The organism is Devosia sp. ZW T5_3 (genome assembly GCF_044987315.1).
GTDB lineage: Bacteria > Pseudomonadota > Alphaproteobacteria > Rhizobiales > Devosiaceae > Devosia.
The window spans coordinates 270,928-294,623 of record NZ_JBJDRE010000001.1; the positions used below are offsets into that span (position 1 = coordinate 270,928).

At 62.0% G+C, this 23,696-nt stretch carries 20 protein-coding genes and 1 pseudogene; 5 read left to right on the top strand and 16 right to left on the bottom strand.

Annotated features, from left to right (window positions below):
• Nucleotides 1-23: 23 nt before the first annotated feature.
• The 3 genes from ACI3KW_RS01350 to ACI3KW_RS01360 are packed head-to-tail and all read right to left on the bottom strand — an operon-like array spanning nt 24 to nt 3,465.
• On the bottom strand, nt 24-968 hold the full coding sequence (locus ACI3KW_RS01350; RefSeq protein WP_113122265.1) for an ABC transporter permease: 945 nt from the start codon (nt 966-968) through the stop codon (nt 24-26).
• The gene (locus tag ACI3KW_RS01355; protein ID WP_404846594.1) at nt 965-1,963 is read right to left on the bottom strand and encodes an ABC transporter permease; all 999 of its coding nucleotides are present in this window, start codon (nt 1,961-1,963) and stop codon (nt 965-967) included. The genes ACI3KW_RS01350 and ACI3KW_RS01355 overlap by 4 nt, the downstream gene beginning before the upstream one ends.
• Nucleotides 1,963-3,465, bottom strand: a complete 1,503-nt coding sequence (locus ACI3KW_RS01360; RefSeq protein WP_404846595.1) for a sugar ABC transporter ATP-binding protein — start codon at nt 3,463-3,465, stop codon at nt 1,963-1,965. The genes ACI3KW_RS01355 and ACI3KW_RS01360 overlap by 1 nt, the downstream gene beginning before the upstream one ends.
• 277 nt (nt 3,466-3,742) lie before the next feature.
• On the opposite strand from ACI3KW_RS01360, the gene ACI3KW_RS01365 reads away from it, so the two are divergent.
• Nucleotides 3,743-4,543: a DeoR/GlpR family DNA-binding transcription regulator gene (locus ACI3KW_RS01365; RefSeq protein ID WP_404846596.1), complete on the top strand. Its 801-nt coding sequence runs from the start codon at nt 3,743-3,745 to the stop codon at nt 4,541-4,543.
• 263 nt (nt 4,544-4,806) lie between these two features.
• On the opposite strand, the gene ACI3KW_RS01370 is transcribed toward ACI3KW_RS01365, so the two are convergent.
• The 5 genes from ACI3KW_RS01370 to ACI3KW_RS01390 are packed head-to-tail and all read right to left on the bottom strand — an operon-like array spanning nt 4,807 to nt 9,984.
• The gene (locus ACI3KW_RS01370) at nt 4,807-5,877 is read right to left on the bottom strand and encodes an ABC transporter ATP-binding protein (protein WP_404846597.1); all 1,071 of its coding nucleotides are present in this window, start codon (nt 5,875-5,877) and stop codon (nt 4,807-4,809) included.
• 14 nt (nt 5,878-5,891) lie between these two features.
• Nucleotides 5,892-6,746 (bottom strand): carbohydrate ABC transporter permease, encoded by an 855-nt coding sequence (locus tag ACI3KW_RS01375; protein WP_404846598.1) that lies wholly within the window; start codon nt 6,744-6,746, stop codon nt 5,892-5,894.
• Nucleotides 6,746-7,615, bottom strand: a complete 870-nt coding sequence (locus ACI3KW_RS01380) for a carbohydrate ABC transporter permease (RefSeq protein WP_404846599.1) — start codon at nt 7,613-7,615, stop codon at nt 6,746-6,748. Before ACI3KW_RS01380 ends, ACI3KW_RS01375 begins: the two co-directional genes overlap by 1 nt.
• 50 nt (nt 7,616-7,665) lie before the next feature.
• On the bottom strand, nt 7,666-8,979 hold the full coding sequence (locus ACI3KW_RS01385) for an ABC transporter substrate-binding protein (protein ID WP_404846600.1): 1,314 nt from the start codon (nt 8,977-8,979) through the stop codon (nt 7,666-7,668).
• A gap of 24 nt (nt 8,980-9,003) precedes the next feature.
• A complete protein-coding gene (locus ACI3KW_RS01390) occupies nt 9,004-9,984 on the bottom strand; it encodes a nucleoside hydrolase (RefSeq protein WP_404846601.1) in 981 nt (326 codons plus the stop codon).
• Between the two features lie 181 nt (nt 9,985-10,165).
• Here ACI3KW_RS01390 and ACI3KW_RS01395 point away from each other — a divergent pair, with 181 nt between their 5' ends.
• From ACI3KW_RS01395 to ACI3KW_RS01410, 4 genes and pseudogenes are all read left to right on the top strand, one after another.
• Nucleotides 10,166-11,041 (top strand): LysR family transcriptional regulator, encoded by an 876-nt coding sequence (locus tag ACI3KW_RS01395; protein ID WP_404846602.1) that lies wholly within the window; start codon nt 10,166-10,168, stop codon nt 11,039-11,041.
• 283 nt (nt 11,042-11,324) lie between these two features.
• Nucleotides 11,325-11,696, top strand: a complete 372-nt coding sequence (locus ACI3KW_RS01400; RefSeq protein ID WP_404846603.1) for an antitoxin Xre-like helix-turn-helix domain-containing protein — start codon at nt 11,325-11,327, stop codon at nt 11,694-11,696.
• 58 nt (nt 11,697-11,754) lie between these two features.
• A pseudogene (locus ACI3KW_RS01405) lies at nt 11,755-11,910 on the top strand (RES domain-containing protein); the annotation flags it as partial.
• Between the two features lie 80 nt (nt 11,911-11,990).
• Nucleotides 11,991-13,256 carry a diguanylate cyclase gene (locus ACI3KW_RS01410; RefSeq protein ID WP_404846604.1) on the top strand — a complete coding sequence of 422 codons (1,266 nt, stop codon included), beginning with the start codon at nt 11,991-11,993 and terminating at the stop codon, nt 13,254-13,256.
• Between the two features lie 99 nt (nt 13,257-13,355).
• Here ACI3KW_RS01410 and ACI3KW_RS01415 read toward each other — a convergent pair whose 3' ends face one another.
• The 8 genes from ACI3KW_RS01415 to ACI3KW_RS01450 form a co-directional block, all read right to left on the bottom strand.
• On the bottom strand, nt 13,356-14,390 hold the full coding sequence (locus ACI3KW_RS01415; RefSeq protein ID WP_404846605.1) for a proline racemase family protein: 1,035 nt from the start codon (nt 14,388-14,390) through the stop codon (nt 13,356-13,358).
• A gap of 59 nt (nt 14,391-14,449) precedes the next feature.
• On the bottom strand, nt 14,450-16,108 hold the full coding sequence (locus ACI3KW_RS01420) for a hydantoinase B/oxoprolinase family protein (RefSeq protein ID WP_262165734.1): 1,659 nt from the start codon (nt 16,106-16,108) through the stop codon (nt 14,450-14,452).
• A 3-nt stretch (nt 16,109-16,111) separates the two neighbouring features.
• Nucleotides 16,112-18,187 (bottom strand): hydantoinase/oxoprolinase family protein, encoded by a 2,076-nt coding sequence (locus tag ACI3KW_RS01425; protein ID WP_404846606.1) that lies wholly within the window; start codon nt 18,185-18,187, stop codon nt 16,112-16,114.
• Between the two features lie 383 nt (nt 18,188-18,570).
• Complete coding sequence (locus ACI3KW_RS01430; protein ID WP_404846607.1) at nt 18,571-19,296, bottom strand: GntR family transcriptional regulator; 726 nt, start codon at nt 19,294-19,296, stop codon at nt 18,571-18,573.
• Between the two features lie 22 nt (nt 19,297-19,318).
• Nucleotides 19,319-20,293, bottom strand: a complete 975-nt coding sequence (locus ACI3KW_RS01435) for an ABC transporter permease (RefSeq protein ID WP_262165739.1) — start codon at nt 20,291-20,293, stop codon at nt 19,319-19,321.
• Between the two features lie 5 nt (nt 20,294-20,298).
• Nucleotides 20,299-21,840 carry a sugar ABC transporter ATP-binding protein gene (locus tag ACI3KW_RS01440; RefSeq protein ID WP_404846608.1) on the bottom strand — a complete coding sequence of 514 codons (1,542 nt, stop codon included), beginning with the start codon at nt 21,838-21,840 and terminating at the stop codon, nt 20,299-20,301.
• A gap of 69 nt (nt 21,841-21,909) precedes the next feature.
• A complete protein-coding gene (locus ACI3KW_RS01445; protein ID WP_404846609.1) occupies nt 21,910-22,905 on the bottom strand; it encodes a sugar ABC transporter substrate-binding protein in 996 nt (331 codons plus the stop codon).
• A 96-nt stretch (nt 22,906-23,001) separates the two neighbouring features.
• Complete coding sequence (locus tag ACI3KW_RS01450) at nt 23,002-23,511, bottom strand: hypothetical protein (RefSeq protein ID WP_404846610.1); 510 nt, start codon at nt 23,509-23,511, stop codon at nt 23,002-23,004.
• Nucleotides 23,512-23,696 lie beyond the last annotated feature (185 nt).

A 23,696-nucleotide genomic window follows, 5' to 3' on the forward strand; every position in this document is an offset into this window, starting at 1 on the left:
CGGCAAATACTCGCTTAGGGCTCTCATCGGTTGCCGTTCCGCTGAAAGATGTTGGTCAAAAGAATTGTCAGGATCAGTGCCGCGCCGATCAGCACGATCGTGCCGTCGCTTTTGATGCCGGCCAGCGACAGCCCGTTCTTGAGGGTCTGGATCAGCACAAGGCCCAGCAGCGTGCCGATAATCGTGCCGCGCCCGCCAAAGATCGAGGTGCCACCCAGCACCACCGCCGTGATCGCGTCCAGCTCCAGCCCCGTCCCCATGTCCGAGCGGGTGGTCGACACCCGGGACACGAAAATGATTGCGGCCAGCGCCGCGGCAAAGCCGGAAGCCGAGTAGATTGCCAGCTTGGTCAGATCGACCTTGAGCCCCGAAAAGCGGGCGGCCGTCTCGTTCGAGCCGATAGCGTAAGCGACCCGTCCCCAGGTCGTGTAGGCCAAGATGATACTTGCCAGCAACGCCACGAGCCCCAATAGCCACAGCTGAGTGGGAACGCCCAGCACCTGGCCTTGACCAAGCACGAAGAACCAGTCCGGATAACCGCGCACCGAACGCGCCTGGCTGATGCCTTCGGCAATGCCACGGTAAAGCGCCAGGGTTGCCAGGGTGGCAATCAGTGGCGGCACGCGGAACCGGGTGATGATCAGGCCATTGACGGCGCCGGCAAGCGTGCCGACGAACAACCCCAGAGCCATGGCGACGGGTAGCGGCAGGCCTAGGTCTTTCCAGAACACGCCAAGCAGAATGGCGACAAGACCAAGAATGGAGCCCACCGAAAGGTCGATCCCGCCGGTGACGATAACGAAGGTCATGATGATGGCGATCAGACCGACCTCCGTCATCAGCCGCCCCTGATTGAGCAGGTTGTCGAGGGTAAGAAATCTGTCGGACTGATTGCCCAGAACGATCAGGGCGATGACCACTAAAACGGCCAGCAGAATCTCGTGCCGGATAAGCTTGCGCCAGTTCATCCCTTGGCGCTCCGCGTCTCATTGGTGCGGCGGGCCATGTCGATCAGTACGGTGGTAAGAATCAAAAGGCCAATGACGGCGCGCAGCCAATAGGCCGACACATTGATAAAAATCAGCGCCGATCCAATGGCCGAGAACAGAATAGCCGCCAGCGTCGCCCCCACAACGGTACCAGTTCCTCCGAGGATGGAAACGCCGCCGATCACCGCCGCAGTAATCACCGTCAACTCGAGATTGGGGGGGACCGTCGACTGGATGATTTTGAGCTGGGTGGCAAACAAAATTGTTGCCAGGCCCGCAAAGGCCCCGTGGATCATGAAGACCAGCACCGTCCGGCGCTCGATATTAATCCCGGCAGCGCGCGCCGCTTCGGCGTTGCCGCCAATGGCGTAGATCGAACGGCCGGTTGCGGTATAGCGCATCCACAGCGCCGCCAGCCCGGTGAGGACGATCATGGCAACAACAGGCGCCGGAATACCGAGCAGGCGCTGCTGGGCGAGGAGGAATTCGGGCGGCAGATTGTTGATCCAGGCGCCGCCGGTGACGCTGACCAGCCCGCCACGCAAAATCGACAGCATGCCCAGGGTGACGACGATGGAGGGGATACGACCATAGGCTACCAACATCCCGACTACGGCGTTGACGGCCATGCCAACCACCACCGGCGCCAGCCAAGCAACCCAGACGGGATATCCTGCCACCGCCAGAGTGCCCGATATCGTCGCCAGCACGCCAATCAAGGCGCCCACTGAAACATCGATGTGGCCGGTGATGATGATCATCGACATGCCAATGGCCGCCACGGCGATATAGGCATTTCCAGAAAATATGGTGGTGAGATTATTGGCTCCAAGAAAGCGCGGATTAATGGCCGACACCAGAGCAAAAAGGATCAGAATGGCGCAGAAGATGACGATCTCCTGACCATAGCCGGACACAAACCGGACGAGAGTACTGCGCCGGGCGCCGCCGGAGTTCGGGAGCGGTTGAGCCATCACGAAGCCTCCCCGCGGACTCGCGTCATCGCGGCGCCAACGCTTTCAGGATTGGCATCAGCCCGATCCAGCGTGGCGGTTAAGCGCCCGCCATTGATCACCAGGACCCGGTCGCTCATGCCTAGCACCTCAGGCAATTCGCTCGATATCATCAGGATCGCCATGCCCTGGGCGGCGAGCCGCCCCATTAGCGCATGAATTTCCGCCTTGGCGCCTACATCGATACCGCGCGTTGGCTCATCCATGATCAGGATTCGCGGCTCGGTCTCCAGCCACTTGCCCAGCACGATCTTTTGCTGGTTACCGCCAGAGAGCTGACCGACCGTTTGTTGCGGCCCGCGCGCTTTTATCTCCAGCCGCGTTATAGCCCCGGCGGCCCGCGCAAATTCCCGCTCGGCGCGGATGAAAATCCCGTTGCTGACCCGATGCAGCGATGCCATGGAAATGTTCTGACTGATGGTCATAGGGCGCACCAGCCCTTCGAGTCCCCGATCCTCGGGCACATAGGCAATGCCCAAATCTCGCGCCTGCCGCGGCGAGGTGATCGACACAGCCCGCCCGTCAATTTCGATCGTGCCAGAGGTTGCCGGGGTGATGCCGAAAATAGTGAGGGCCATTTCGGTACGGCCCGAGCCGACCAACCCGGCCACACCGAGAATTTCACCGCGGTGCAATGCGAAGGAAATATTCTGCACCCGTGCGCCGCAGGATAGGCCCGAAACTTTGAGAACGACCTCTCCGATTTGCGGCGTGACCTTGGGGAACAACTGGCCGATTTCGCGCCCGACCATCATGGTAACCAAGCCTGTTTCATCAACCTCGGTTATAGCCTTGGTACCGATCAGGGCCCCGTCACGCAGCACAGTGACGCGGTCGGCCAGCTCGAAAATCTCGGGCAGCTTATGGCTGACATAAATAATGCCGACGCCTCGCTCACGCAGCCGCTTGATCACCGCCATCAGGCGCCTGACATCCGCATCGGCAAGCGCCGCCGTCGGCTCATCCATGATCAACACGCGGGCATCCTGGCTGAGCGCCTTGGCAATTTCCACGCGCTGTCGATTGGCCACCGAGAGCGTGCCGACCTTGGCGTCGATATCAAGATCGGGACTTTCGAGGGCGTCGAGCAGGTCGCGGGCTCGCTGGCGCATTACCGTCCAGTCAATGGCGCCCCATTTGGTGCGAGGCACATTGCCCAGAAAGACGTTTTCGGCCACCGTGAGCTCGGGAAACAGCAGCAATTCCTGATAGACCGTGGCAATGCCTAGTCGCCGTGCCTCGCGCGGCGAGAGAGAACTGGCCCCTTCTCCGCCGATACTGATGCTGCCAGCGTCGGGCGCGTGGACGCCGGCGATCACCTTGATCAGCGTGGATTTTCCCGCACCATTCTCGCCCATCAGGGCGTGGACCTCACCGGCACGAACGTCGAAGTCGACATCCTTCAGCACGGTTATGCCAGCGAAGGACTTCGACACCTTGCTCAGAGTGAGGAGTGCGCTCATGGCACAATCGCCATGACGGTTATCGGGCACGACGCTACCCGCGTCAAAGCGCCGCTGGCCGAGCCAGACCAAATTCGCATCAATCTCCTCCACCGGGCATTGCCCGCTGTCCTCTCAAGTGGCCGTCATGCGGCCCGCGCCCGGTTTCACCGATGCTGCGAGCAAATATAAGCACGGACCAGCGTATATGGTCAACGTATGATCATAGATCGTCTTTTTTGTTGATCCAGGCGTTACGTCATGCCAATTTCTGGCAAACAAATGACGATTGGCAATCATGGCAACTGAACATAGTGAGGCTGAGCGCCATCGCATTATTCGCGATGCGCTCGCTTATCGGCCCTTCGCCACGGTACGCGATCTGCTCGATCTGCTCACGGTTTCCCCGGCGACGATACGACGCGATATCGCCAAATTGCATCAGAGCGGGGCTATCCGGAAAGTGTTTGGCGGCATTGCGCTACCGGAGAACGCGGCTTCCCAGCGGCTCCATGCCAGGCCTTTCGAAGAAAATCGGGTGCTCAATGTCGCAGTCAAGCAAGCCATCGCCATAGAGGCCGAAAAGCTTTGCCGCGACGGCGACACCATCATCGTCAACGGGGGCACAACCTGCTTTGTCTTCGCCCGCCAGTTGGCGGCGCGGGCGCTTACGGTGTTCACCAATTCCATGCCAGTCGCCGCAACCCTATGGGAGAGCGGGGTCTGCCATCTGGTGGTCGGCGGTGGCGAACTGCACCGCGAACCCGGCGTACTATTTACGGCAAACCCACCCGACAACGAGTTCTACGCTTCCAAATTCTTCGTGGGCGCGCAAGGGATTGGGCCCAACGGCCTGATGGAATCCCACCCATTGATGGCGCGGCTAGTCGACGACCTGGCGCGGCGAGCCGACGAAGTGGTCGTACTAGTCGATGCCAGCAAGTTCGCGGTGCGCGCCCGCCATTCGGTTATCCCACTATCGCGCATCAGCACCCTGATCACCGACAGCAATCTCACCGATATGGACGCGCAAATGCTCGCCGATGAAGGCGTTAACTTGATCCTTGTTGAGGCGAATAATGCGCCCGGGCTGAGGTAAAGCACTCAAGCGTTCGTGGTGCCGAAGAGTGATCGCGCGTCAGAAGTCTGAACGATGGGTTGAAGCGTTCACTTTCTCGCCGACCCCAGGCGCGGCTAACCCAGCCGGCCTTTGGAAGAAAGCGCCGGTTGCCAGCAAACCAGCGGCCGCCGCGGATCCGGTCGTTACCGACCGATCAGCGTCAACGGGGTCGGTAGCGGGCATCCAAGGTTCGACTGGCGGCCTATCGTTCGGCCATCCTGCACTTAAAGCCGCAGTGATGCCTATCGAAGCCTGGTACCCGTCTCCGCGTCGAACAACAAGGCCTGGTCTAGGTCAAAACCGGTCTCAAGACGCCGGCCGGGACTGAGCTGGAGGCGATCGCGGAATTCAACGATCAGGGGATGCTCCGTGTCCGAACGGGCGTAGGCAAATGAGCTTCCCCCCAGATGCTCGACGAGATCGACGTCGATGGACAGTGTGACCGCCCCGGCGGGATCAAACCGATCAGGACGAATTCCGAGCAGGAATTTGCCGCCAATCTTGGGTGACGAGGCCAGAGCAAGCGGCACCGCAGCATCACCGAAATCCGGCAGTGTCAGCCGGCCATCGCTGTGGGCGAGTACCCGGAGGAAATTCATCCGCGGCGAGCCGATGAAGCCGGCGACGAACAGATTATCCGGATCATCATAAAGTTCGAGTGGCGTCCCTACCTGCTCAATCCGCCCGGCGCGCAGCACCACGATCCGGTCGGCCAACGTCATCGCCTCGACCTGGTCATGCGTCACATAGATCATCGTGGCGCCCAACTGCTCATGCAGCCGCGCGATCTCGATCCGCATTTGCACCCGCAATTCGGCGTCGAGATTGCTCAGCGGCTCGTCGAACAGGAAGACTTCAGGGTTGCGCACGATGGCCCGGCCGATCGCCACGCGCTGTCGTTGGCCGCCCGACAGCTGCTTGGGCTTGCGCTCCAGCAAGTCCCCTAGGTGCAGGATCGCCGCAGCCTTGTCGACCTTGCGCTTTACCGCGGCCTTAGGCATGCCGTTCATGCGGAGACCAAAGCCGATGTTCTCCGCCACGCTCATATGCGGATACAGCGCATAGGACTGAAACACCATCGCCACGCGCCGCAGCGATGGATCGAGCTCGGTGACATCTCTGCTCCCGATGCTGAGAGTGCCGCCTGAGGCCGTCTCCAGCCCGGCGATGACGCGCAGCAGCGTCGACTTTCCGCAGCCCGACGGCCCCACAAACACCACGAATTCGCCATCGGCGATGTCAAGGTCGACGCCGTGCAGGATGGCGGTATGCCCGAAGGATTTCTGAATGCCGCGCAGCGATAGACCAGACATGGACGTCTCCGAAACTAGCCCTTGATGCCCGCACCCGCGAGCCCCTGGACGTAATAGCGCTGCAACGGCAGCAGCAGTGCGATTGGGATGAGAGCAGTGATGACCGACACCGCGAAAAGCTGGTTCCAGATCGTCTGGTACTGCTGCTGGAATGCTGCCATGCCGACCTGGATTACCTTGAACTGCTGGCTGGGCATGGCCAGCAAGGGCCACAGGAATGCTTCCCATTGGAAGATGAACAGCAGCAGCGCAGCGCTGATGCAAGTGGGCATCGACAGCGGCACATAGATGCGGAACAGGATATTGGTCCAGCTCACGCCATCGAGGCGCGCCGCCTCCATATAGTCACGCGGCACTTGGCTGAAGAACTGATAGAACAGGAACACCGCCAGCCCGTTGGCCACGCTGGGCATGATCAGCGCCAGCACATTATCAAGCCAGCCCAGTTGCTGCGTCACCGTATAGAGCGGTAGCGCGATCGCCTCGAACGGCAGCATGAAGCTGATGATGATCAGCGACAGGATCAGCTTCTTCCCCTTGAACTCGAACATGGCAAAGGCAAACCCCGCCGCGCCATTGACGATCAGCCCGCCCACCATCGTGACCAGCGCAATGAACATCGTATTAGCAATGATCATGCCGAAACCGCGCTCGAACACGCCGGTATAGGCCTCGAAGGTCAGCGGCGAGGGGATCAGCGCCTTGGGCGTCATCGGAAAAATATCGGCGAACACCTCGCCATTGGGCCGCAGCGACGACACCACGGCCCACCATAGTGGCAGCACGAAGATGAAGGCGACCAGCGCATAGACCAGGTGCCGCGCACCCAGCCCCGCCCCACGCTTGATCTGCGTCGACGCACTGGCCATCACGCAGCCTCCTTGCGGCCGTTTAGCAGCCTGAACTGCAGCCCGACAATCACCAGCAGGATCAGCACCACCACCACGATGATCGCCATGGCCCGGCCCATGTCGCCGAACACGAAGCCGGACTTATAGGCCTCATACATCAGCACATTGGTCGAATCCGCCGGTCCGCCTTGCGTCAGCATGAAAATCGGCGCGAACAGCAGGAAATTGATCGATACATCCGCTACCAGCACGAAAAGCAATGTCGGCTTGAGCAGTGGAATGGTGATGAACAGCAGTCGCTGCCAAGGCTTTACGCCATCGATCCGCGCCGCATCGTAGATTTCCGGCGAGATATTTTGCAGCCCGCCAATAATGAAGATCATCCAGTAGGAAATGCCCTTCCACGTCGCGATGGCGATCACCGAATAGAGCGCGAAAGACGCCGAGGTCAGCCACGGCTGGGCGGGTACGCCGGCAATGCCGATGATCCCGTTCACCAGCCCATCCTGGCTCAGCATGATACGCCATATCAGCACCGCCGTCGGCAGCGACACCCCGATGGGAATTAGAAACAGCACGCGATAGAGCGTCACGCCCTTGAAATTCTGCACGTAGAGCAGCGCCAGTCCGAGGGCGAGCGCGATCTGGATCGGGTTGATCAGCAGGTTGAACCACAGCGTGACCCTCAGCGAATTCCAGAATACGGAATCGGTTAGCAGCGAGACATAGTTGTCGAGGCCGACAAAAACCGCCTGGCCGCGCAGCACGTTGAAAAAGCTGTCGTTAACGGCAAGGGCGATGGGATAGAGTCGGAAAACGACAAGACCGATCAGGGCCGGTGCCAGCAGCAGGGCAATCAGCAGCAATGGCGATCGGGATCTGGTCATGCCGTTTCCAGTCAGGGCGCCGTGGGGAGAACCGCAGGTGCCGGTTTCAATCAGGGCGCAACGCGCGCCGCTGCCGCCTCGAATTTCTGCACGGCGCTGGCCAGGGCATCGGCCACTGGAACGCCGTTGGCAATGTCGACAAAGGCGGTCCTGAACGCATCCTGCAACTGGCCGTAGGCTGCCGTAATCGGACGCGCCTTGGCGGTATTGAGCGAATCAAAAACCCCCATCCGGAACACGTTCTGTGGGAAGGCGTCAAACGCCGCGTCCGTGCTGATCGTATCGAGCAAAGGCGTATAGGTCGGCAACTGCTGCAGCGAGTCAAACCAGACCTTGGTCCCCTCTTCCGAGGTGGTTAGGAACTGCGCGAAATCCAGCGCTTCGGCTTGGTTAGTCGAGGCTGCGTTGACACCGACATACCAGCTCCCCGTCGGGGTCAGCACTTTGCCACCTTCGAAATAGGGGAAGGGCGCCACGCCGTAGTCGACGCCACTCGCCGTCAGCCCCGGCAGGTTCCAGGTGCCGCCCGCCATCATGGCAAGCTGGCCGTTGCCGAACAGTTGCGCGGCTTCGCCATAACCCAGGCTCTTAGGGCTGACATTCCACTCGTTGTAGAGATTGGCCCAGAACGTCGCGCCCTTGATCCATGCCGCGCTGTCGAGATAGCCGGCGGCGGTATAGCCATCCGCGCCGATCACGTCGGTGCCCAGCGATTCACCCAAGGGCTGCAACTGATACAGCTCGCCGAACTGCTCGACCGTAAAGCCATAGGTAGTGATGCGCCCGCCATCGCTGACCGTCAGCTTCTGTGCCGCATCGCCCACCTGTTCCCAGGTCCAGCGCTTCGTCGAGGCCAGTGTGTCGACATCGGCCTGAGTGGCTGTCTCGCCTGCTGTCAGTCCCTCCGGCGGAGTGATGCCGGCCGCCTCGAACAGCTTCTTGTTATAGAACAGCACCTGCGCCGAATTGTTGATCGGCAGTGCGAACTGTGTGCCCTCGTACTTGCCGGCATCCAGCGCGCTGGTCACTAGCGTCGAGATATCCACGCCCTCGATCGGAGACAGGAAGCCGCGCGACGCATAGGCGGCCAGCAGGGGTGCATCGACATAGACGAGGTCAATGCCGGTATCGGCCGACCGCAGCCGCAACTCTGCCACCTGGAAGAACTGCGCGAAGGGATAGGGCTGCAGGTTGATCGTGATGCCCGGATTGGCCGCCGTATAGGCATCAGCCACCGCCTGCATCGCAACCGTGTCCCCGCCCTCGATGACGATCATGTTGAGCGTCTTGTCCTGCGCGAGCGCCGTGCCGGCCAGCATGCTGGCCATGAGCGAAGCGACGATGGCAGTCTTGATGAGTTTCATAATGGCACCCGTGAGCTGAAGGGATTACGACTGGGCAGAAAGACGGCCGGCACCCCAGATCAACGCCTGGGTCATCAGTTGAGCAAAGCCTTCGGCATCGGCCTTCATGGCCACGCCGACATTTTTTTTACGCGCGTCGTGCGCGGGATCCTGAGGACGAATGTCGATCAGCGTCTGTCCGTAGCTCTGGTCGCCGCCGACGATCACGTCGCCCGGCAGCTGCTGGATTTCGAACAGGTCGGGCTGGATCAAATAGGCAATGGCGCACGGATCATGCAGCGGCGCGCCTGGCTTGTCCTGTCCGGCAAAGCGGTAATAGGTGCCGCAATAGAAATCCATGATGTCAGGCACGGCATTGTCGCCCGGCTGTGCCGCGCGGACCGCCGCAATATCGCTGCGGCGCAGCAGCGTCTGATGCGTCAGGTTCAGCCCGAACATCACCAGCTTAACGCCCGAACGAAACACCATGCGCGCCGCATGGGCATCGGCCCAGATGTTGAACTCCGCAGCCGGGGTAATGTTGCCCTCGGTGGCCGAGCCGCCCATGAAGACGATCTGCTTGATCGTGCCTGCCAGATCTGGCCGCATCGCCAGCACCAGCGCCAGGTTGGTCATCGGACCCACCACCACGACAGTGATCTCGCCCGGATTGGCGTCCACCAGGTCGATGATTGCCTGCACGGCATGCTTGCTCTCGGCCCTGATCGTCGGCTGCGGCAGGTCCACGCCCGCGCTGTCTAGCCCGGATGGGCCGTGGAATTCGGCCGGAAATTCATAGCGGTTGAGCAACGGAAGTTCCGCCCCGCGATAGACCGGCACATCGAGCTTGAACGCCTCGACGATGCGCAGCGCATTGTTGGTCGTGTTCTCCACTGAAGCATTGCCGCAGACCGAGGTGATCGCCTCGATGACGATGTCGTCGTGCCATGCTGCCAAAAGGATGGCGGCCATGTCGTCATGGCCGGGGTCGCAGTCGATGATGATGCGGTGGGGCAGGGTGGTCACGCAATATGCTCACAGTCAGTTTCGGTCCAATAAACTGCGCATCAGCAGAGCGTTAACTCCGGTGTACCGTTGCCCGGGAACGCTGCTAAACCCTACAGCTTACGGGGTGAGCCTAGGATGGACGACAGTTCTGTAACAGCATACAATTCCGCTGTTCGGTTGACTTTTACTCAAGGGTCGAATGCTTCATCTGCTCAATGCCGTTCGCGCCTTCGAGGTAGCTGCCCGCCTCGGCAGCGTGAGCAAGGCTGCCGACGAATTGCACGTCACCAGCGGCGCCGTCAGCCGTCATATCAAGAATCTAGAGGACGAATTCGGCATTTCGCTGTTCGAGCGCGGCAACCGCTCCATGCGCCTCACGCCCGAGGCACGGACCTTTGCTGCCACCGTGACAGAAGCCTTTGCTTCGATGACACGGGGTGCCGAGCACTTGCGCGCGGCCGCGAGCCAGTCCACCATCATGATCACAGCCCCTGATACCTTCATGCTGCGCTGGCTCGTGCCACGCCTGCAGAGCCTCGAACAGGCACTGGGTGGCATTTCCGTCCGCCTCACCACCTGGACACGAGAGATCAATCCCGCCGATCGCTCGATCGATATCTATGTCGGCGTTGGCCCCCTGCTCGACATCCCGGGAATGACGGTCAGCGCCGTGGCGCCGGAAACCTTCGGTCCGGTTATCAGTCCCATGCTGGTCAAGGGCCGCGAACTGACGCCCGAACTGGTCTGGAGCCTGCCCCGGCTCGACATCCGCTGGCCGCCGGATATGTGGACCAACTGGGCCCGCGAGGCCGGCTGCACTCTGCCACCGCGCGACACCATATGGTATGACGCACTCTCGTTCAGCGTGCAGGCCGCAGAAGCTGGCCTTGGCGTCGCCATCGGTCCCGGTCCCGCCATTACCGACGCCCTCCAGCACGGCCGGCTAATCGCGCCGTTCGGCATGGTCACCCGCAACGGCTCTTGGTTTCTCGCCTGGCGCAACGACCGCTCCGGCCGCACTATGCACCTGGTCCGCCGTTGGTTTCACCAACAAATGTCGGCAGACGCATCCTAATGGCTGTCACTGCCCCCCTGGCGAGGCGCGATCAAAGCATCCCCTCAGAAGGTCTGGGCGGCGTGCTCATGCCGATGAGGAAAAAGCCGCCAGTCCCCCTACCGAGCGGGTGACGACAGGCAAAAAGCCGCCAACGCTTGATTGGACGGAGAAGCGGTTCGAAGTCAGCGGCGTGTTGCACAAGTCCATGACGAACTGGGATCACGTGACTACCGACCATTGAATTGAGCTGAAGTGCGCGCATATTGATCACGACGCGCTCAAACGTGGATCGGAATGAGTGATGCGATTCCAGGGTCTCGAAATCGGCGCCACGCGTTTTGGCGAGAGCGGTTCGCCTTTCCTGTCGGCCCGCCGGCTGTCAGAACAGCTCGGCGTAACCCAATCCGAACTTGCTAAGCTCATCGGAATTGCCCGCAACACCCTCACGGCGAAGTCCGCGACCCGAAAGGTGGACGTGGCCCTGAGCCCGATCATACGCATTCTGGCTATGGCCACAGAAATGGCCGGCGGCGAAAACCGGGCGGTGATTTGGTTCAAGCACCAGCCGATCCCCGGTTGGGCCGGCAAGACCGCCTACGATCTTGTCGGACAAGGCAAGTCTGATCAGGTTCTCGCCTATCTGGAGGCTGTTCGCTCAGGCGTTTATGCCTGAGTTGGTCGACACAATGCCGTTCATTCTATAGCGGGCCTACGTTCCTCAGTGGTCACATCTGCCGCTGTCGGTTTGAGGGGCACCCGCTTCGGCGGCCGCTGGAATCCAGTCGGTATCCCGACCATTTACGCGGCGCAGGAACCGTCGACCGCCTGGGCAGGGATTCGTTCAACACCCTACGTTGATCGCTCTAATCGAGCTCAAGGGCGCCCGGCGCACTATTGGGTGGCGATTTCAGACTGACCGCTAGCGCGCTTCGGTTCGCTGGGCTTTTCCTTTCCGGGCCAAGCCGCGTTGCCGCGTCTGTCAACGTATACTTCGACTTTAACCAACGCTTCGGTTTGTGCGGCTAGGTTCTCAACTGAAAGCAGTGCCAACAAGGGAACCGGCATGAGCACGACACTGTTCATTTCGGTGCTGATACCGACGCTGGCGGTGATGCTGGCTGGGGCCTTTGCTGCGCTATGGTGGTTTCGGCCGAGCAACCTGCATGTTGCATTGCTGGCATTTTGCTACCTTGCGCTTGCAGCTGGCTTCACGTTCCAGGCCACTACTTTGGGCCTGCCGGATGCATTTGCGAGGTTTTTCTCCAATCTGCTGCTTTTCGTGGCGGTGTTTCTGCTGTGCACCGCGCTGCTTATTCGCGGCGGCCGGCCGGTTCCCACCCGGGCTCTTCTGGCGTGCTGCGCCGCGGCAATGGTGGCTTTTTGCTGGTTCCTGTGGGTACAGCCCAGTTTTGTTGCGCGCGTGACCATTGTCGCCTGGGGGATTGCGGGCATGTTGGCGTTGGCTGCCATGCGGCTACGCCGATCAAAGCGGCGCGCAGCCATAGACAATCTGATCCTCCTGGTTATCGGGTTGGGCGCGGTCTATTTTGTAGCGCGACCGTTCCTCGTCATCTGGTTTGAAGCTGGCGGCACCGCCACGCCCGATATGACCTCGTCCTATTGGCTGCTGACCTATCTGACAACGTTTGCCTATTCGCTCCTGATCGCGCTGACTCTGCTGACGGCGGTGGCCCTCGACGTCATTCGCGAATTGCAGGCTGAATCACAGACCGATCCGCTCTCCGGCCTCTTGAACCGTCGCGGCTTTGACCTGCATGCGGCGGCGCTGATGCTCGAATGCGAGGCATTGAAGCGACCGCTCGTGTTGGTCCTGGCCGATCTTGATCACTTCAAAAAAGTCAATGACCGCCATGGCCATGATACTGGGGATCGAGTCATCGTGTCATTCGCGCGGCGGCTGACGAGCGTGGGACACGCCGGACTCATTGCTGGCCGGCGCGGCGGCGAGGAATTTGCCGTGCTCCTGCCCCTGACTAATCTCCAAGCCGGCGTGCTTTACGCCGAGGCCGTGCGGACTGCGGGCCCGGCGGACTGGGCGTCGGGCCTCAAGGTCACCGCCAGTTTCGGCGTCGTCGAACGCCAGGCGGGCGAGACCCTTGAGCACATGATTGGCCGGGCAGACGCAGCGCTGTATCAGGCCAAACGTGATGGTCGCGACCGCGTCCGGAGCGGGGGTAAACCCATCGGCGGACTGCGCATGTTTGCCGGATAAAGCTGATTATGCCGCCTTGTCCCAGAGCGGGGCCAGCCCGGCACTGACACTTAGAGGCTTGGACAGCGCCAGGAGACAAGATTCCGCGGAAAATACCCTCTAGTTCATTAGGTCGAACGCATCGCCCCAGGTGTCGGATACCGAAAAGCCCTGCGGATAGGGGTCTGTCGGATCTACGCCGATCTGGTGGATGCCGTGGATCCATCCCCGACCCGAAATGATCGGCTGCACGGCGGGGCGGCCGGCGACGGTGGTCTCGCCGGCATAGTGGACCTCGAACGTGGAATCTATGATCGAGCGCGCCGTGAAGCGATCGCCCGGCTTGGCGAGGCCGCGCGCCGCCGCAACGGCGAGACGCGCCGAGTTACCGGTGCCGCAGGGCGAGCGGTCGATGCGGCCGGGCGGCATGATGGTGGCGCCCTTGAGTTCGCCTGCCGCGTTGTGGCTGACGAACATGGTGTAGGAAATGCCCTTCATGCCGGCCAGCTCGGGATGCGCGATGTCGAGCTGGGCATTGACGGCGCGGTGCACGGCACTGCCGGCCTCCACCAGCTTGCGGGCCTGGTCCGGGCGGATTTCGAGGCCGAACTGGGCCGGATCGATCAGCGCGTAGAAGATGCCGCCATAAGCAATGTCGACCTTGATCTTGCCAAATCCAGCCACGTCGACGACGGCGTCGAGTGCGTGCGCATAGGACGGGTTCATGGTCAGCGTAACGCGTTCGACCTTGCCGTCCTTGCAGGTGGCGCGGGCCGTGACCAGGCCGGACGCCGTGTCGATGCGCACCACTGTTTCGGGCTCGGTCATCGGCAGCATGCCCGTTTCAAGCACGGTGGTGACGAGGCAGATCGAATTGGACCCCGACATGGCATGCGCCTTGTCGCCCTGCAGGATAATGAAGCCGATATCGGCATCGGGCCGGGTCGGCGGGAAGATGAGGCACGTGCTCATCTGGGCCGAGGCGCGCGGCTCGAACACCAGGAAGCGGCGCAGGCTGTCATCCACCTGATTGAGATGGCGCAGTTTGTCGGCGATGGTTGTACCGGGAACGTCGATGACGCCGCCCGTGACGATGCGGCCCACTTCGCCTTCGGCATGCGCTTCGACTAGCGTGACAGTTTTCGACCACCGCATGGCCGGATCCTTCCCAGTACAGAACGGAAAGCGGGGCGAATAAACGCCCCGCCAGGAGATCAGATCGTGACGTTATAGACCCGCGCGGCCGTCTCGGCATCAATATAGCCGTTCTTGAAATCGCGGCGCACTGCGGCCTCGCTGCGATCGGCGGGCCGGCCGAAGCCGCCACCCACCCCCGTCACCACATGTACCACGTCGTTCTTCGAGAGCGGCACATTAGTGGCAAAGGCATAGCGTTCCACCTCCATGCCGGGACGCAGCACTTCGACATAGTTCGGCGAGCCGTCATTGCCGCCATTCTGGCCCCAGGGCGGAATGCGCGAGCGGGTATAGCCGACGCTGAGGAAGTTATCGTCGGCCCGCACGCGATAGCGCACGGAAATACCCTTGCCGCCACGCCAGGTGCCGTCGCCGCCCTTGTCGGTGTTGAGGGCCAGCTCGTCCACGGTCAGGCCGTAGCGCGCCTCGGCAACCTCGGCGGGGCAGTTGAACGTGTCGCCGTGGAAGCCCGAGAAGATCGCGCTGTTACCGTCGCGACCCTGCTGAGCCCCCCAGCCGCCGAGCTGCGGCTCGACGATGGTATAGTGACGGCCGGTATCGGGATGCTTACCGCCGATAACCGTACCGCAGATCGAGGCGAAGTTGCCGGCCGGCAGCACGCCAGGGAAGTGGTGGGCAAGGCAGCGCAGGATTAGGTCGAAGACGCGGATCTCGACTTCCGAGTAATAGCCGAGCGCGCCAGGCTCGACGACATGGAATACCGAACCCGGCCGGGTCAGCAGTTGCAGCGGACGGAAGAAGCCGCCATTGCCGGGCGCTTGGGTATCGGTAAAGGCCTTGAAGGCGAGCTGGGCGGAAATCTCGATGCCTTCGCGGCTCGAATTGCTCGATCCCTTTTGGTCGGGATTGTCGCGCAGATCGATGATGAAGGCATCATCGGTGATTTCGACGACGATCTTATGGATGTCGCCATTGTCCTGTTCTTCCTCGAACGGATAGACGCCCTTTTTGATGGTGGCGAGGGCCGCGCGGGCGCGGCGCTCCCCCAGATCCATGAAATCGGCGATGGCGGCGGTAAAGGTTTCTGAGCCGTATTTCTCGATCATCTCGAGAATACGCTTTTCCCCGATCCGCACGCCAGCAATGCCGGCCCACAGGTCGCCCCGCAGGAAGTCGGGCAGGCGGGTATTGACATAGAGAATGTCGAACACGGCCTGGTTGGGGACGCCGGCATCGATCAGCTTGACCGCCGGGATACGGATGCCCTCCTGGTAGATTTCGGTGGCTTCCGATGACATCGAGCCGGGAACATTGCCGCCAACATCGTTCCAGTGAGCAATATTGGCAGTCCAGGCGACGATCTTGCCATCGGCAAATACCGGCATGGCCAGAATCATGTCGTTGAGGTGGGTCACGCCGCCCCAATAGGGATCGTTGGAGGCGAACAGGTCGCCGGGCTTGATCGTTTCGACCGGGTGCTTCTCGATCATGCGTTTAACGGCCTTGTCGAGCACGCCGACAAAGGCAGGGATGCCGGCGCCGGAGGCGGCGATCTCGCCCTGGGCGTCGCAGATGCCGGTGCCCAAATCGAGCACTTCATAGATGATGGCGCTCATCGAGGTCTTGCGCTGAGCCGCGAACATCTCGTCGGCGACGGCTTCAAGGCCATTCTGGATGATGTCGAAGGTGACGGGATCGTGGGAGATCGTACTCATCGATCAGCTCCGCAGATGGATTTGGGTGTTGCCGAAATCGTCGATCTCGACCCGGTTACCGGGATGGATGACGATGGTGGTGCCGGGGTCTTCGATGATGGCGGGGCCGGTAAAGCTCATGCCGGGTTCCAACAGTTCGGCATTGTAGATTGTCGCTTCGCAGACGCCCTCGGTGGCGTAATCCACCTCGCGGCTGCCCTTGATGGCGTCTTCGAGCCTGGCGCCGGTGCGCTGCTGGGCCACCATTTCGAGCTTGCCGACCTCGGCCGAGGCGATGACGTGGATGCCCACGATCTCGACGGCGACATCGAGGCGATAGGTGTATTCGCGCTCATAGATGGCGTGGAAATCCTCGATCAGGATCGCCATGCTGGCGCCGTCGAGCAGGTCGGCCCGCAATGGGACCTCGACCGAATGTTCCTGATTGCGGTAGCGCATCTTGACGAGAGGCTGGATCTTGACCGCGTCGGGCGCGACCTCTTCCTTGCCGAACTGTTCAGTGGCGTGGCCGGCGATCTCGCTCACCAACGCCTGCAGGCCGGAACGGTCGGTGCCGTCCATCAGGCGGGTGACAAAATAGTCGCGGCGCAGGTCGCTCATCATCATGCCCCAGGCCGAGAAGACCGGCGCGCCGCGCGGTACGACAACCTTCTTGACGCCCAGCTCCTGACCGAGCGCCACGCCATGCATGGCGCCGCCGCCGCCGAACACGACGAGCGTGAAGTCGCGCGGGTCGTGCCCGCGGTTGAGCGAGACGAGCTTGAGCGCATTGACCATGTTCGCATTGGCGATGCGCACGATGCCGCGCGCCGCTTCCTGTTGGCTGACGCCCAGCTTGTCTGCCAGGGCGCCCAGGGCTCTGTCTACCGACGCCATGTCGGCGATGACCGAGCCACCGCAGAAATAGTCGCGGTTGATCCGACCGAGCACCAGATTGGCATCGGTCGTGGTGGCATTGGTGCCGCCGCGGCCATAGGCGGCCGGGCCGGGCATGGCGCCGGCCGATTGCGGGCCGACATGCAGCTTGCTGAAATCGTCGACCCAGGCGATCGAACCACCGCCATTGCCGATTTCCACCAGGTCCACGACCGGCACCATGATGGGATAGCCGGCGCTTCTGCGGTCGCGCTCGATCCAGTAGTCGGTCTTGATGGTGACCTGGCCGTTCTGGATCAGCGAGCATTTGGCGGTCGTGCCGCCGATATCGAGCGCCAACACATTGGGCTCGCCGATGATGCGCCCCAGCTCCGCCGCTCCCCAGAACCCGGAAGCGGGACCCGATTCCACCATGGTGATCGGAATAGCCTTGGTCGAGGCCAGTGAGTCGACGCCGCAATTGGACTGCATGATGTAGAGGCGACCCTCGTAGCCTTCCTGCTGCAGGCCGGCTTCGAGGCGTTCGAGGTAGCGCTGGGCGGTCGGCTGCACATAGGCAGAAAGCACGGTGGTGCTGGTGCGTTCGTATTCGCGCCATTCGCGCGTGATCTGGTGCGAGGCGACGGTCGCGACCTCGGGCCACAGGCGTGCGATCTCGGCCTGCACGGCCTTTTCATGCGCCGGGTTGGCATAGGCGTGGATCAGACAGATGGCCACGGCCTGGACGCCATCGGCCCTGAAGGCGTCCAGAATGGCGGGCAGGCCGCTCAGGTCGAGCGGAGCGACTTCTTCGCCGCTGTAGTTCATGCGGCCGGGCACGACCTGGCGCAGGTAGCGCTCGACGAATGGCGTCGGCTTTTCGTAGGAAAGATTGAAGAAATCGGGGCGGTTGCCGCGCGCTATCTCGAGGATGTCGCGGAAACCTTCAGTGGTGATCAGCCCCACCTTGGCGCCCTTGCGTTCGGTTAGTGCATTGATCACCACTGTCGTGCCATGGGCGAAAAAGTCGGCTTCGGCGACGCTGAGCCCGGCCTTCTTGATGACGTTGAGCACGCCCTGTTCGAAATTGGGCGGCGTCGTATCGGACTTTTCGGTCCGCACGGTCTGGCGGCCCGTGGCCCGGTCCGTCTCGAAATAGACGAGGTCGGTAAACGTACCGCCCACGTCAGTGGCGATCCGGGTGATCGTGTCGCGCTTGGTCATGCAATAATCCGGTTTGCGTCGTTCCCTCCACCCTGGCGGGTGGTTCTGTCAGTCATCATCATATCCAATATCCAAATTGTCGACAAGCAATTTGGCGGCGGATGCACGACCGCTCCGGACAGGGCGAGCGTTCCCTCGCAAGCCGGCCTTGGTTGCAGGCGACCGGGTTGGGATTGCCGAGGCGAGGAAGGCGAGCAGCTAGGGCAGCAGCGCCGACACGTCGGTCCAGCGCACGGGCAGCGGTCCGATCGGATCAAGCAGCCATTTGGGCACCGCGGTCAGAATGCCGGGGCAGGGCGATCAGCGCCGCGTTGCTCGAGGCAGTGGGCAGACCATTGATCTCGGGACCGCATGACCCGCGCCGACGACTGCTATCCTGGCCATCAAATCCGTTCCGTTCCGAGGGAGATGCCCGTGACCGTCGCCCGGGCGATATAGCTCTGGATCTGCTTGACGATCTGAGCCGCATGCTCAGCGGCCAGGGTGTCGGCCCGCTCGGCATCGCGGGATTCAATGGCGAGGATCATCTGTTCATGCTCATCGACATAGCGGCGGGGCAAGTTGTCGTCGAAGGAGCGGTAGTAGAGCCGCAGGATGCGGCGGCCTTCGTCGAGCAGGCGCCCGAATAGGGCGGTGAAATATGAATTCCCACCGGCCGTGGCGATGGCCATATGGAAATCGCGGTTGGTCTGGATCATTCCCGGGGCGTCATGTTGCCGGACCGTCTCTGCATAGCTGGCCGCATGCTGGCGGATATCGTGCATATGCTCGTCGCGCCGGTGCACCGCCGCCGAACGCGTGGTGACGCGATACATCAGCGTCAGCGCCTCAAAATAGACCGGCAATTGCTCGAAATCGATAGTGGCCACTACCGTATTGCGATTGGGCAGAGTCTTGACCAGCCCTTCGGCCACCAGCCGCACCAGGGCTTCGCGGATCGGGGTGCGGGACATGTCGAACCGCTCGGACAGCGTCGCTTCGTCGAGCGGGCTGCCCGGATCGAGGCTGAGATCGAGAATGGCCGTGCGCAACGTGTCATAGACGGTGCGGGCGCCTTGGCCCCGCACCCGGCCCTTTACACTGCCGTTTTCCTCGTCCTTCGCCTTCATACTGTCCCCCGGTATGGCGTGCCTATCTACGCTTTTTACCTGCGCTCAGGGCAACCGCAACCACGATAATGACGCCAGTGGTCAGGTCTTTGAAGAACGGATTGACGTTGAGGATGTTGAAGCCGTTGCCGATCAGGGCCAACAGCAGCACGCCGGCAATGGACCGCCAGACCGCGCCGGCGCCGCCATAGATGCTGGTGCCGCCCAAAATGACGGCGGCGATGGCCTCGAGTTCGAGGCCGACACCGGCCTGGGGCTGGCCCATGGAAATGCGCGATACCGCGATGATGCCGGCTAGGCCCGCGGCAAAGCCGGTGAGGCCAAAGCAGGCAATCCGCACCAATTTGGTCCGCACGCCCGACAGAATCGCGGCTTCTTCATTGCCGCCCACGGCGATGACGCGGCGACCGAACGTGGTGCGGTTGAGCAGGACCATCATGGCCACGGTGAAGACCAGCAAGATGAGCACCGCGACGTTGACCATGCCGACGCGGCCACGGCCCAGCCACGCGAATTCCTCCATGCGCACCGGGATCAGTGCACCGCCGGTGATCAGGACGGCGATGCCGCGATAGACCATGCTCGAGGCCAGGGTGGCGAGGAACGAATGGACGTTGAAGCCGGTGATGATGAGGCCATTGATCACCCCGAGCAGCAGGCCGAGCAGCGGCCCGGCGATCATGCCAAGGGTAGGATCGACATTGACCGCAAGCCAGGCGGCCGAGACGCTTGCCACCCCGAATATGGCGCCAGTCGACAGATCGAAGCCGCCGCTGATGATCACCAGGGTCAGCGCGGCTGCGATCAGGGCCAGCGGCGCACTCTGATTGAGAATGTTGAGCAGGTTGCGCGGCGAGAGAAAAGACGGGCTGAGCAGGGTCAGGCCGATCATCAGCAGCGCGATGATGATGAGAATGCCATATTCGCGCAGGAAGTCGCTGAGCAAGAAGGTGCTGCGGGTCGGCGCAGCCGGGGCGGTGACGTGGGTTTCGGCCATGGGTTTCAACCTTGTTCGGGCAAAAGCACAGCTTGCTCTTGCGCCTTCTGGACGTTGAAGAGACGGAACAGCGCATCTTCGACACTGATAGTGGCACTCTCGACCTCGCCGATGATCCGGCCCTGGCTCATCAGGTAGGCGCGATGCGACAGCTTCAGCACCTCCTCCAGTTCGGAGGAGATCAGCAGCACGGCTGCGCCGGTCTGCGCGAGTTCGACGATGAAATCGTGGATACGGCGGCGGGCGCCGATATCAACGCCCCGGCTGGGCTCGTCGAGGATGACGACGCCCGGCTTCCCATAGGCCCATTTGGATAGCAGCACCTTTTGCTGGTTGCCGCCCGAATAATAGGCCACTTCGCCATCGATCCCGGCGGGGGAGATGCCGAAATGCTCGATCATCGCCTTGGTGCGGCGGCGTTCCTCGCCCATGTCGAGAAAGCCGAAGCGGCTGATCTGGCTGAGATGTGGCAGGCTCATATTGGGCCGTGTGCGCTGCACCAGGTTGAGGCCCTGCTTGCGGCGGTCTTCCGGAATGAAGGCGATGCCGCGCCGCACCGCTTCCTTGGGGGTCAGCCTGGGCAGGTCCTCGCCGTCGAGGGTGATCGTGCCGGTCAGCGCCTTGTCTGCACCGAAGAGGGCGCGGGCCACTTCGCTGCGGCCCGACCCGACAAGGCCCACAAGACCCACGACCTCACCCGGGCGGATGGCGATGTTGATGTCGCGAATGCCCGCATGGCTGCTGACGCCGCGCATCGCAATGCGCGGGGCAACCGATGCATCGGGCCGGGCCGGCAGTTCGGGATAGGCGACCTCGGCACTCTTGCCGAGCATGGCTTCCACGAGGCTTTGTTTAGTCTCGCCGGCAATATCTCCGGTGCGCACGACGCGGCCGTCGCGCATGATGGTGACGCGGTCGCAGGCGGCTAGCACGTGATCGAGAAAATGGGTGACATAGATGATGGTGCGACCCTGCGCCCGAAGGTCTGCGATGACCCGGTGCAGCCGCTCGGCCTCGTCGGCCGTCAGCGACGAGGTCGGCTCGTCCATGATGATGATGCGGGCATCGCGCGCAATGGCGCGCATGATCTCGACCTTTTGCCGGTCGGCAATGGACAGGTCTTCCGCCTTCCGGCGCGGATCGAGGCCGAAGCGGCACCGTTCTTCCAGCGCTGCAAAGCGCTTGTTGTCCGACCCGCTTAGCAGCCCGGCGACATTTGCTTCCAGGCCGAGAAACACATTCTCAGCCACGGTCAGCTGCGGCACGAGCTGCAATTCCTGGTGGATCATCGCCACGCCCAGTTGCAGCGCACGGCGCGGCGTCGACTGGTCGAGCAGCGTGCCCGAGATTTCGACTTCGCCGCGATCGGCCGAGTAATAGCCGCCGATGATCTTGCCGACGCTGGACTTGCCCGCGCCATTCTCGCCGATCAGGGCATGCACTTCGCCGGCCCGGAAATCGAGCTTGATGTCATGCAGGATCTTGCTAGAGCCGAAGCTCTTCTCGACACCCGACAGCCGTACCGACGTCGTCCCGTTCGTTACCATGGCAACGGACCTCCGCTAGGGTGGAGGATGGGCAGGACCACGCGGTCCCGCCCGACTCTTTAAAAGCGCTCAGCCCTGCCACTCGGCGACGAAATCAGGGTTGGCGTCGAGCCATTCCTTGGTGACGATCACGGGCGTTTCGACCAGGTCGTTGGGGTTGATCCAAGTCGGCGCGGTGCCGCCTTCCAGTGTGGTGACCACCGCTTCGAGCGCGGCCCTGCCCATGCTGTGCGGGACTTCGGCCAGCGTGGCCGAGACAGTGCCAGCACGGATCGCATCGACCGTGATCTGGTTGAGTCCGCCGCCGATCATGTAGACAGAGCCCGGCTCGTAGCCGAAGTCGCTCAGTGCGATTTCGGCACCGATCAGGTGCTGGTCGGCATTGGACAGGACGGCGTCGATTTCCGGGTTGGCCTGCAGGATATCCTGCATGGCGGTCAGCGATGCGTCGGGATCGTAGTTGCCCTCGCCGGTTGCTACGATCTGGATGTTTGGATGCTGCGCCAGCACTTCCTTGAAGGTTTCGTTGCGCAGGTTGTCGAACGGATAGATCAGCTGACCGATGATGACTGCAACCCGGCACGGGTCCTTGTCGGCGCAGTATGCGGCAACCGCTTCGGCCTGGGCGCGCGCGCCGTCGGCAGGGTTGGCGGCAACCGTGGTGGTGAGGCCAGGAACCTGCGGCTCCATATTGGTGAGGTCAGGGCCGACCGGGAATAGGGTCGTGGCAACCTTGATACCGGCGGCGGTCGCGTCTTCCAGCGCCGGGGCAATGCCCACGGTGTCGTTGGGCGTGACGATGAAGGCGTCAAAGCGGCCGCCGGCCACCACGTCTTCGACCTGCGAGAACTGCACGGTGGAATCAAATGCGCCGTCAAAGATCTCGACTTCGACACCCTTTTCGGCCGCCGCCTCCTGGATGCCGGCGAAGATGGCCTGATTGTAGCCGTTCTGGCTGGAGGAGGCGAGATAGGCGACGCGGAACGGGTCCTGCGCCCAGGCTGGCACGGCGGCCGCGACACCGGCAAACGCAACGCTGGTCAGCAATGCAACACGTAGTTTCATGGTTCTTTCCCTTGTTGGATCGGCGGTTCCCAATTTCCGCCGACACTCTCCTGATTGGGGCCGGCACGGGCCGACCCGTTGCTTAGGCGGACGGCATCAATGACTCGCCTCGCGCATCGATTTTGCTAGGTGCTGGAAGGCGATGGTAGCGTAGGGCAGCAGCGCGGCGGCTGGCGCGAGGCGCTCGGCAGTATAGTAGTCGGCCTCATGCAGCAGGTTCAGCGTGCCGATGACTTTGCCGTCAACGACGACTGGAATATTGGCGTTGGATCCGTTGCCAAGCGAGCGGATCAGCGGCCAGTCGGAGAAGACTTCGGCGATCTCCTCGATGCGCAGGGTGTGGAAGATCTGGTGCTGGCGCAACACGACCTCGGTGTAGTGGTTGTCCAGAATGGGCTTGAGCCCCCCCAAGGGATAGGCGTCGAGATTTTCCGAATAGACGCGCTTGGACTGGCGGGCATCCATGTCATAGACCGACGCGGTCAGCAGCCTCGTGCCAATCGTTTCATGCACCATCCTGCCGACGCCGCCGATCAGGTCAACTGCCGTCACCCCGGGGCGGCGAACGCTCGCCATGAACTGGTCGATAAGGCCTGTACCAATCACGCCATGCACCTCATTTTAACCGGATGCTACCGCGTATCCAATTTGTCGACAAGTAGCTCTGAATCGTTTTCTTTGTAGAACTCTGCCGTGACTGTTTGCTGTGCAACCTGCCCGAGAGCGCGGCAAAAGACCCTTGGGCATGGCCTTTGATCGGCTGTCGACATTGTGCATACTTCTGTGATCAG

Coding starts and splice junctions, on each gene's coding strand:
- ACI3KW_RS01370 (WP_404846597.1), bottom strand. CDS start 5,877: ATGTCTGGTCTATCGCTGCGCGGCATTCAGAAATCCTTCGGGCATACC.
- ACI3KW_RS01365 (WP_404846596.1), top strand. CDS start 3,743: ATGGCAACTGAACATAGTGAGGCTGAGCGCCATCGCATTATTCGCGAT.
- ACI3KW_RS01440 (WP_404846608.1), bottom strand. CDS start 21,840: ATGGTAACGAACGGGACGACGTCGGTACGGCTGTCGGGTGTCGAGAAG.
- ACI3KW_RS01435 (WP_262165739.1), bottom strand. CDS start 20,293: ATGGCCGAAACCCACGTCACCGCCCCGGCTGCGCCGACCCGCAGCACC.
- ACI3KW_RS01380 (WP_404846599.1), bottom strand. CDS start 7,615: ATGACCAGATCCCGATCGCCATTGCTGCTGATTGCCCTGCTGCTGGCA.
- ACI3KW_RS01420 (WP_262165734.1), bottom strand. CDS start 16,108: ATGAGTACGATCTCCCACGATCCCGTCACCTTCGACATCATCCAGAAT.
- ACI3KW_RS01385 (WP_404846600.1), bottom strand. CDS start 8,979: ATGAAACTCATCAAGACTGCCATCGTCGCTTCGCTCATGGCCAGCATG.
- ACI3KW_RS01360 (WP_404846595.1), bottom strand. CDS start 3,465: ATGAGCGCACTCCTCACTCTGAGCAAGGTGTCGAAGTCCTTCGCTGGC.
- ACI3KW_RS01415 (WP_404846605.1), bottom strand. CDS start 14,390: ATGCGGTGGTCGAAAACTGTCACGCTAGTCGAAGCGCATGCCGAAGGC.
- ACI3KW_RS01375 (WP_404846598.1), bottom strand. CDS start 6,746: ATGGCCAGTGCGTCGACGCAGATCAAGCGTGGGGCGGGGCTGGGTGCG.
- ACI3KW_RS01400 (WP_404846603.1), top strand. CDS start 11,325: ATGCGATTCCAGGGTCTCGAAATCGGCGCCACGCGTTTTGGCGAGAGC.
- ACI3KW_RS01425 (WP_404846606.1), bottom strand. CDS start 18,187: ATGACCAAGCGCGACACGATCACCCGGATCGCCACTGACGTGGGCGGT.
- ACI3KW_RS01350 (WP_113122265.1), bottom strand. CDS start 968: ATGAACTGGCGCAAGCTTATCCGGCACGAGATTCTGCTGGCCGTTTTA.
- ACI3KW_RS01430 (WP_404846607.1), bottom strand. CDS start 19,296: ATGAAGGCGAAGGACGAGGAAAACGGCAGTGTAAAGGGCCGGGTGCGG.
- ACI3KW_RS01445 (WP_404846609.1), bottom strand. CDS start 22,905: ATGAAACTACGTGTTGCATTGCTGACCAGCGTTGCGTTTGCCGGTGTC.
- ACI3KW_RS01395 (WP_404846602.1), top strand. CDS start 10,166: ATGCTTCATCTGCTCAATGCCGTTCGCGCCTTCGAGGTAGCTGCCCGC.
- ACI3KW_RS01355 (WP_404846594.1), bottom strand. CDS start 1,963: ATGGCTCAACCGCTCCCGAACTCCGGCGGCGCCCGGCGCAGTACTCTC.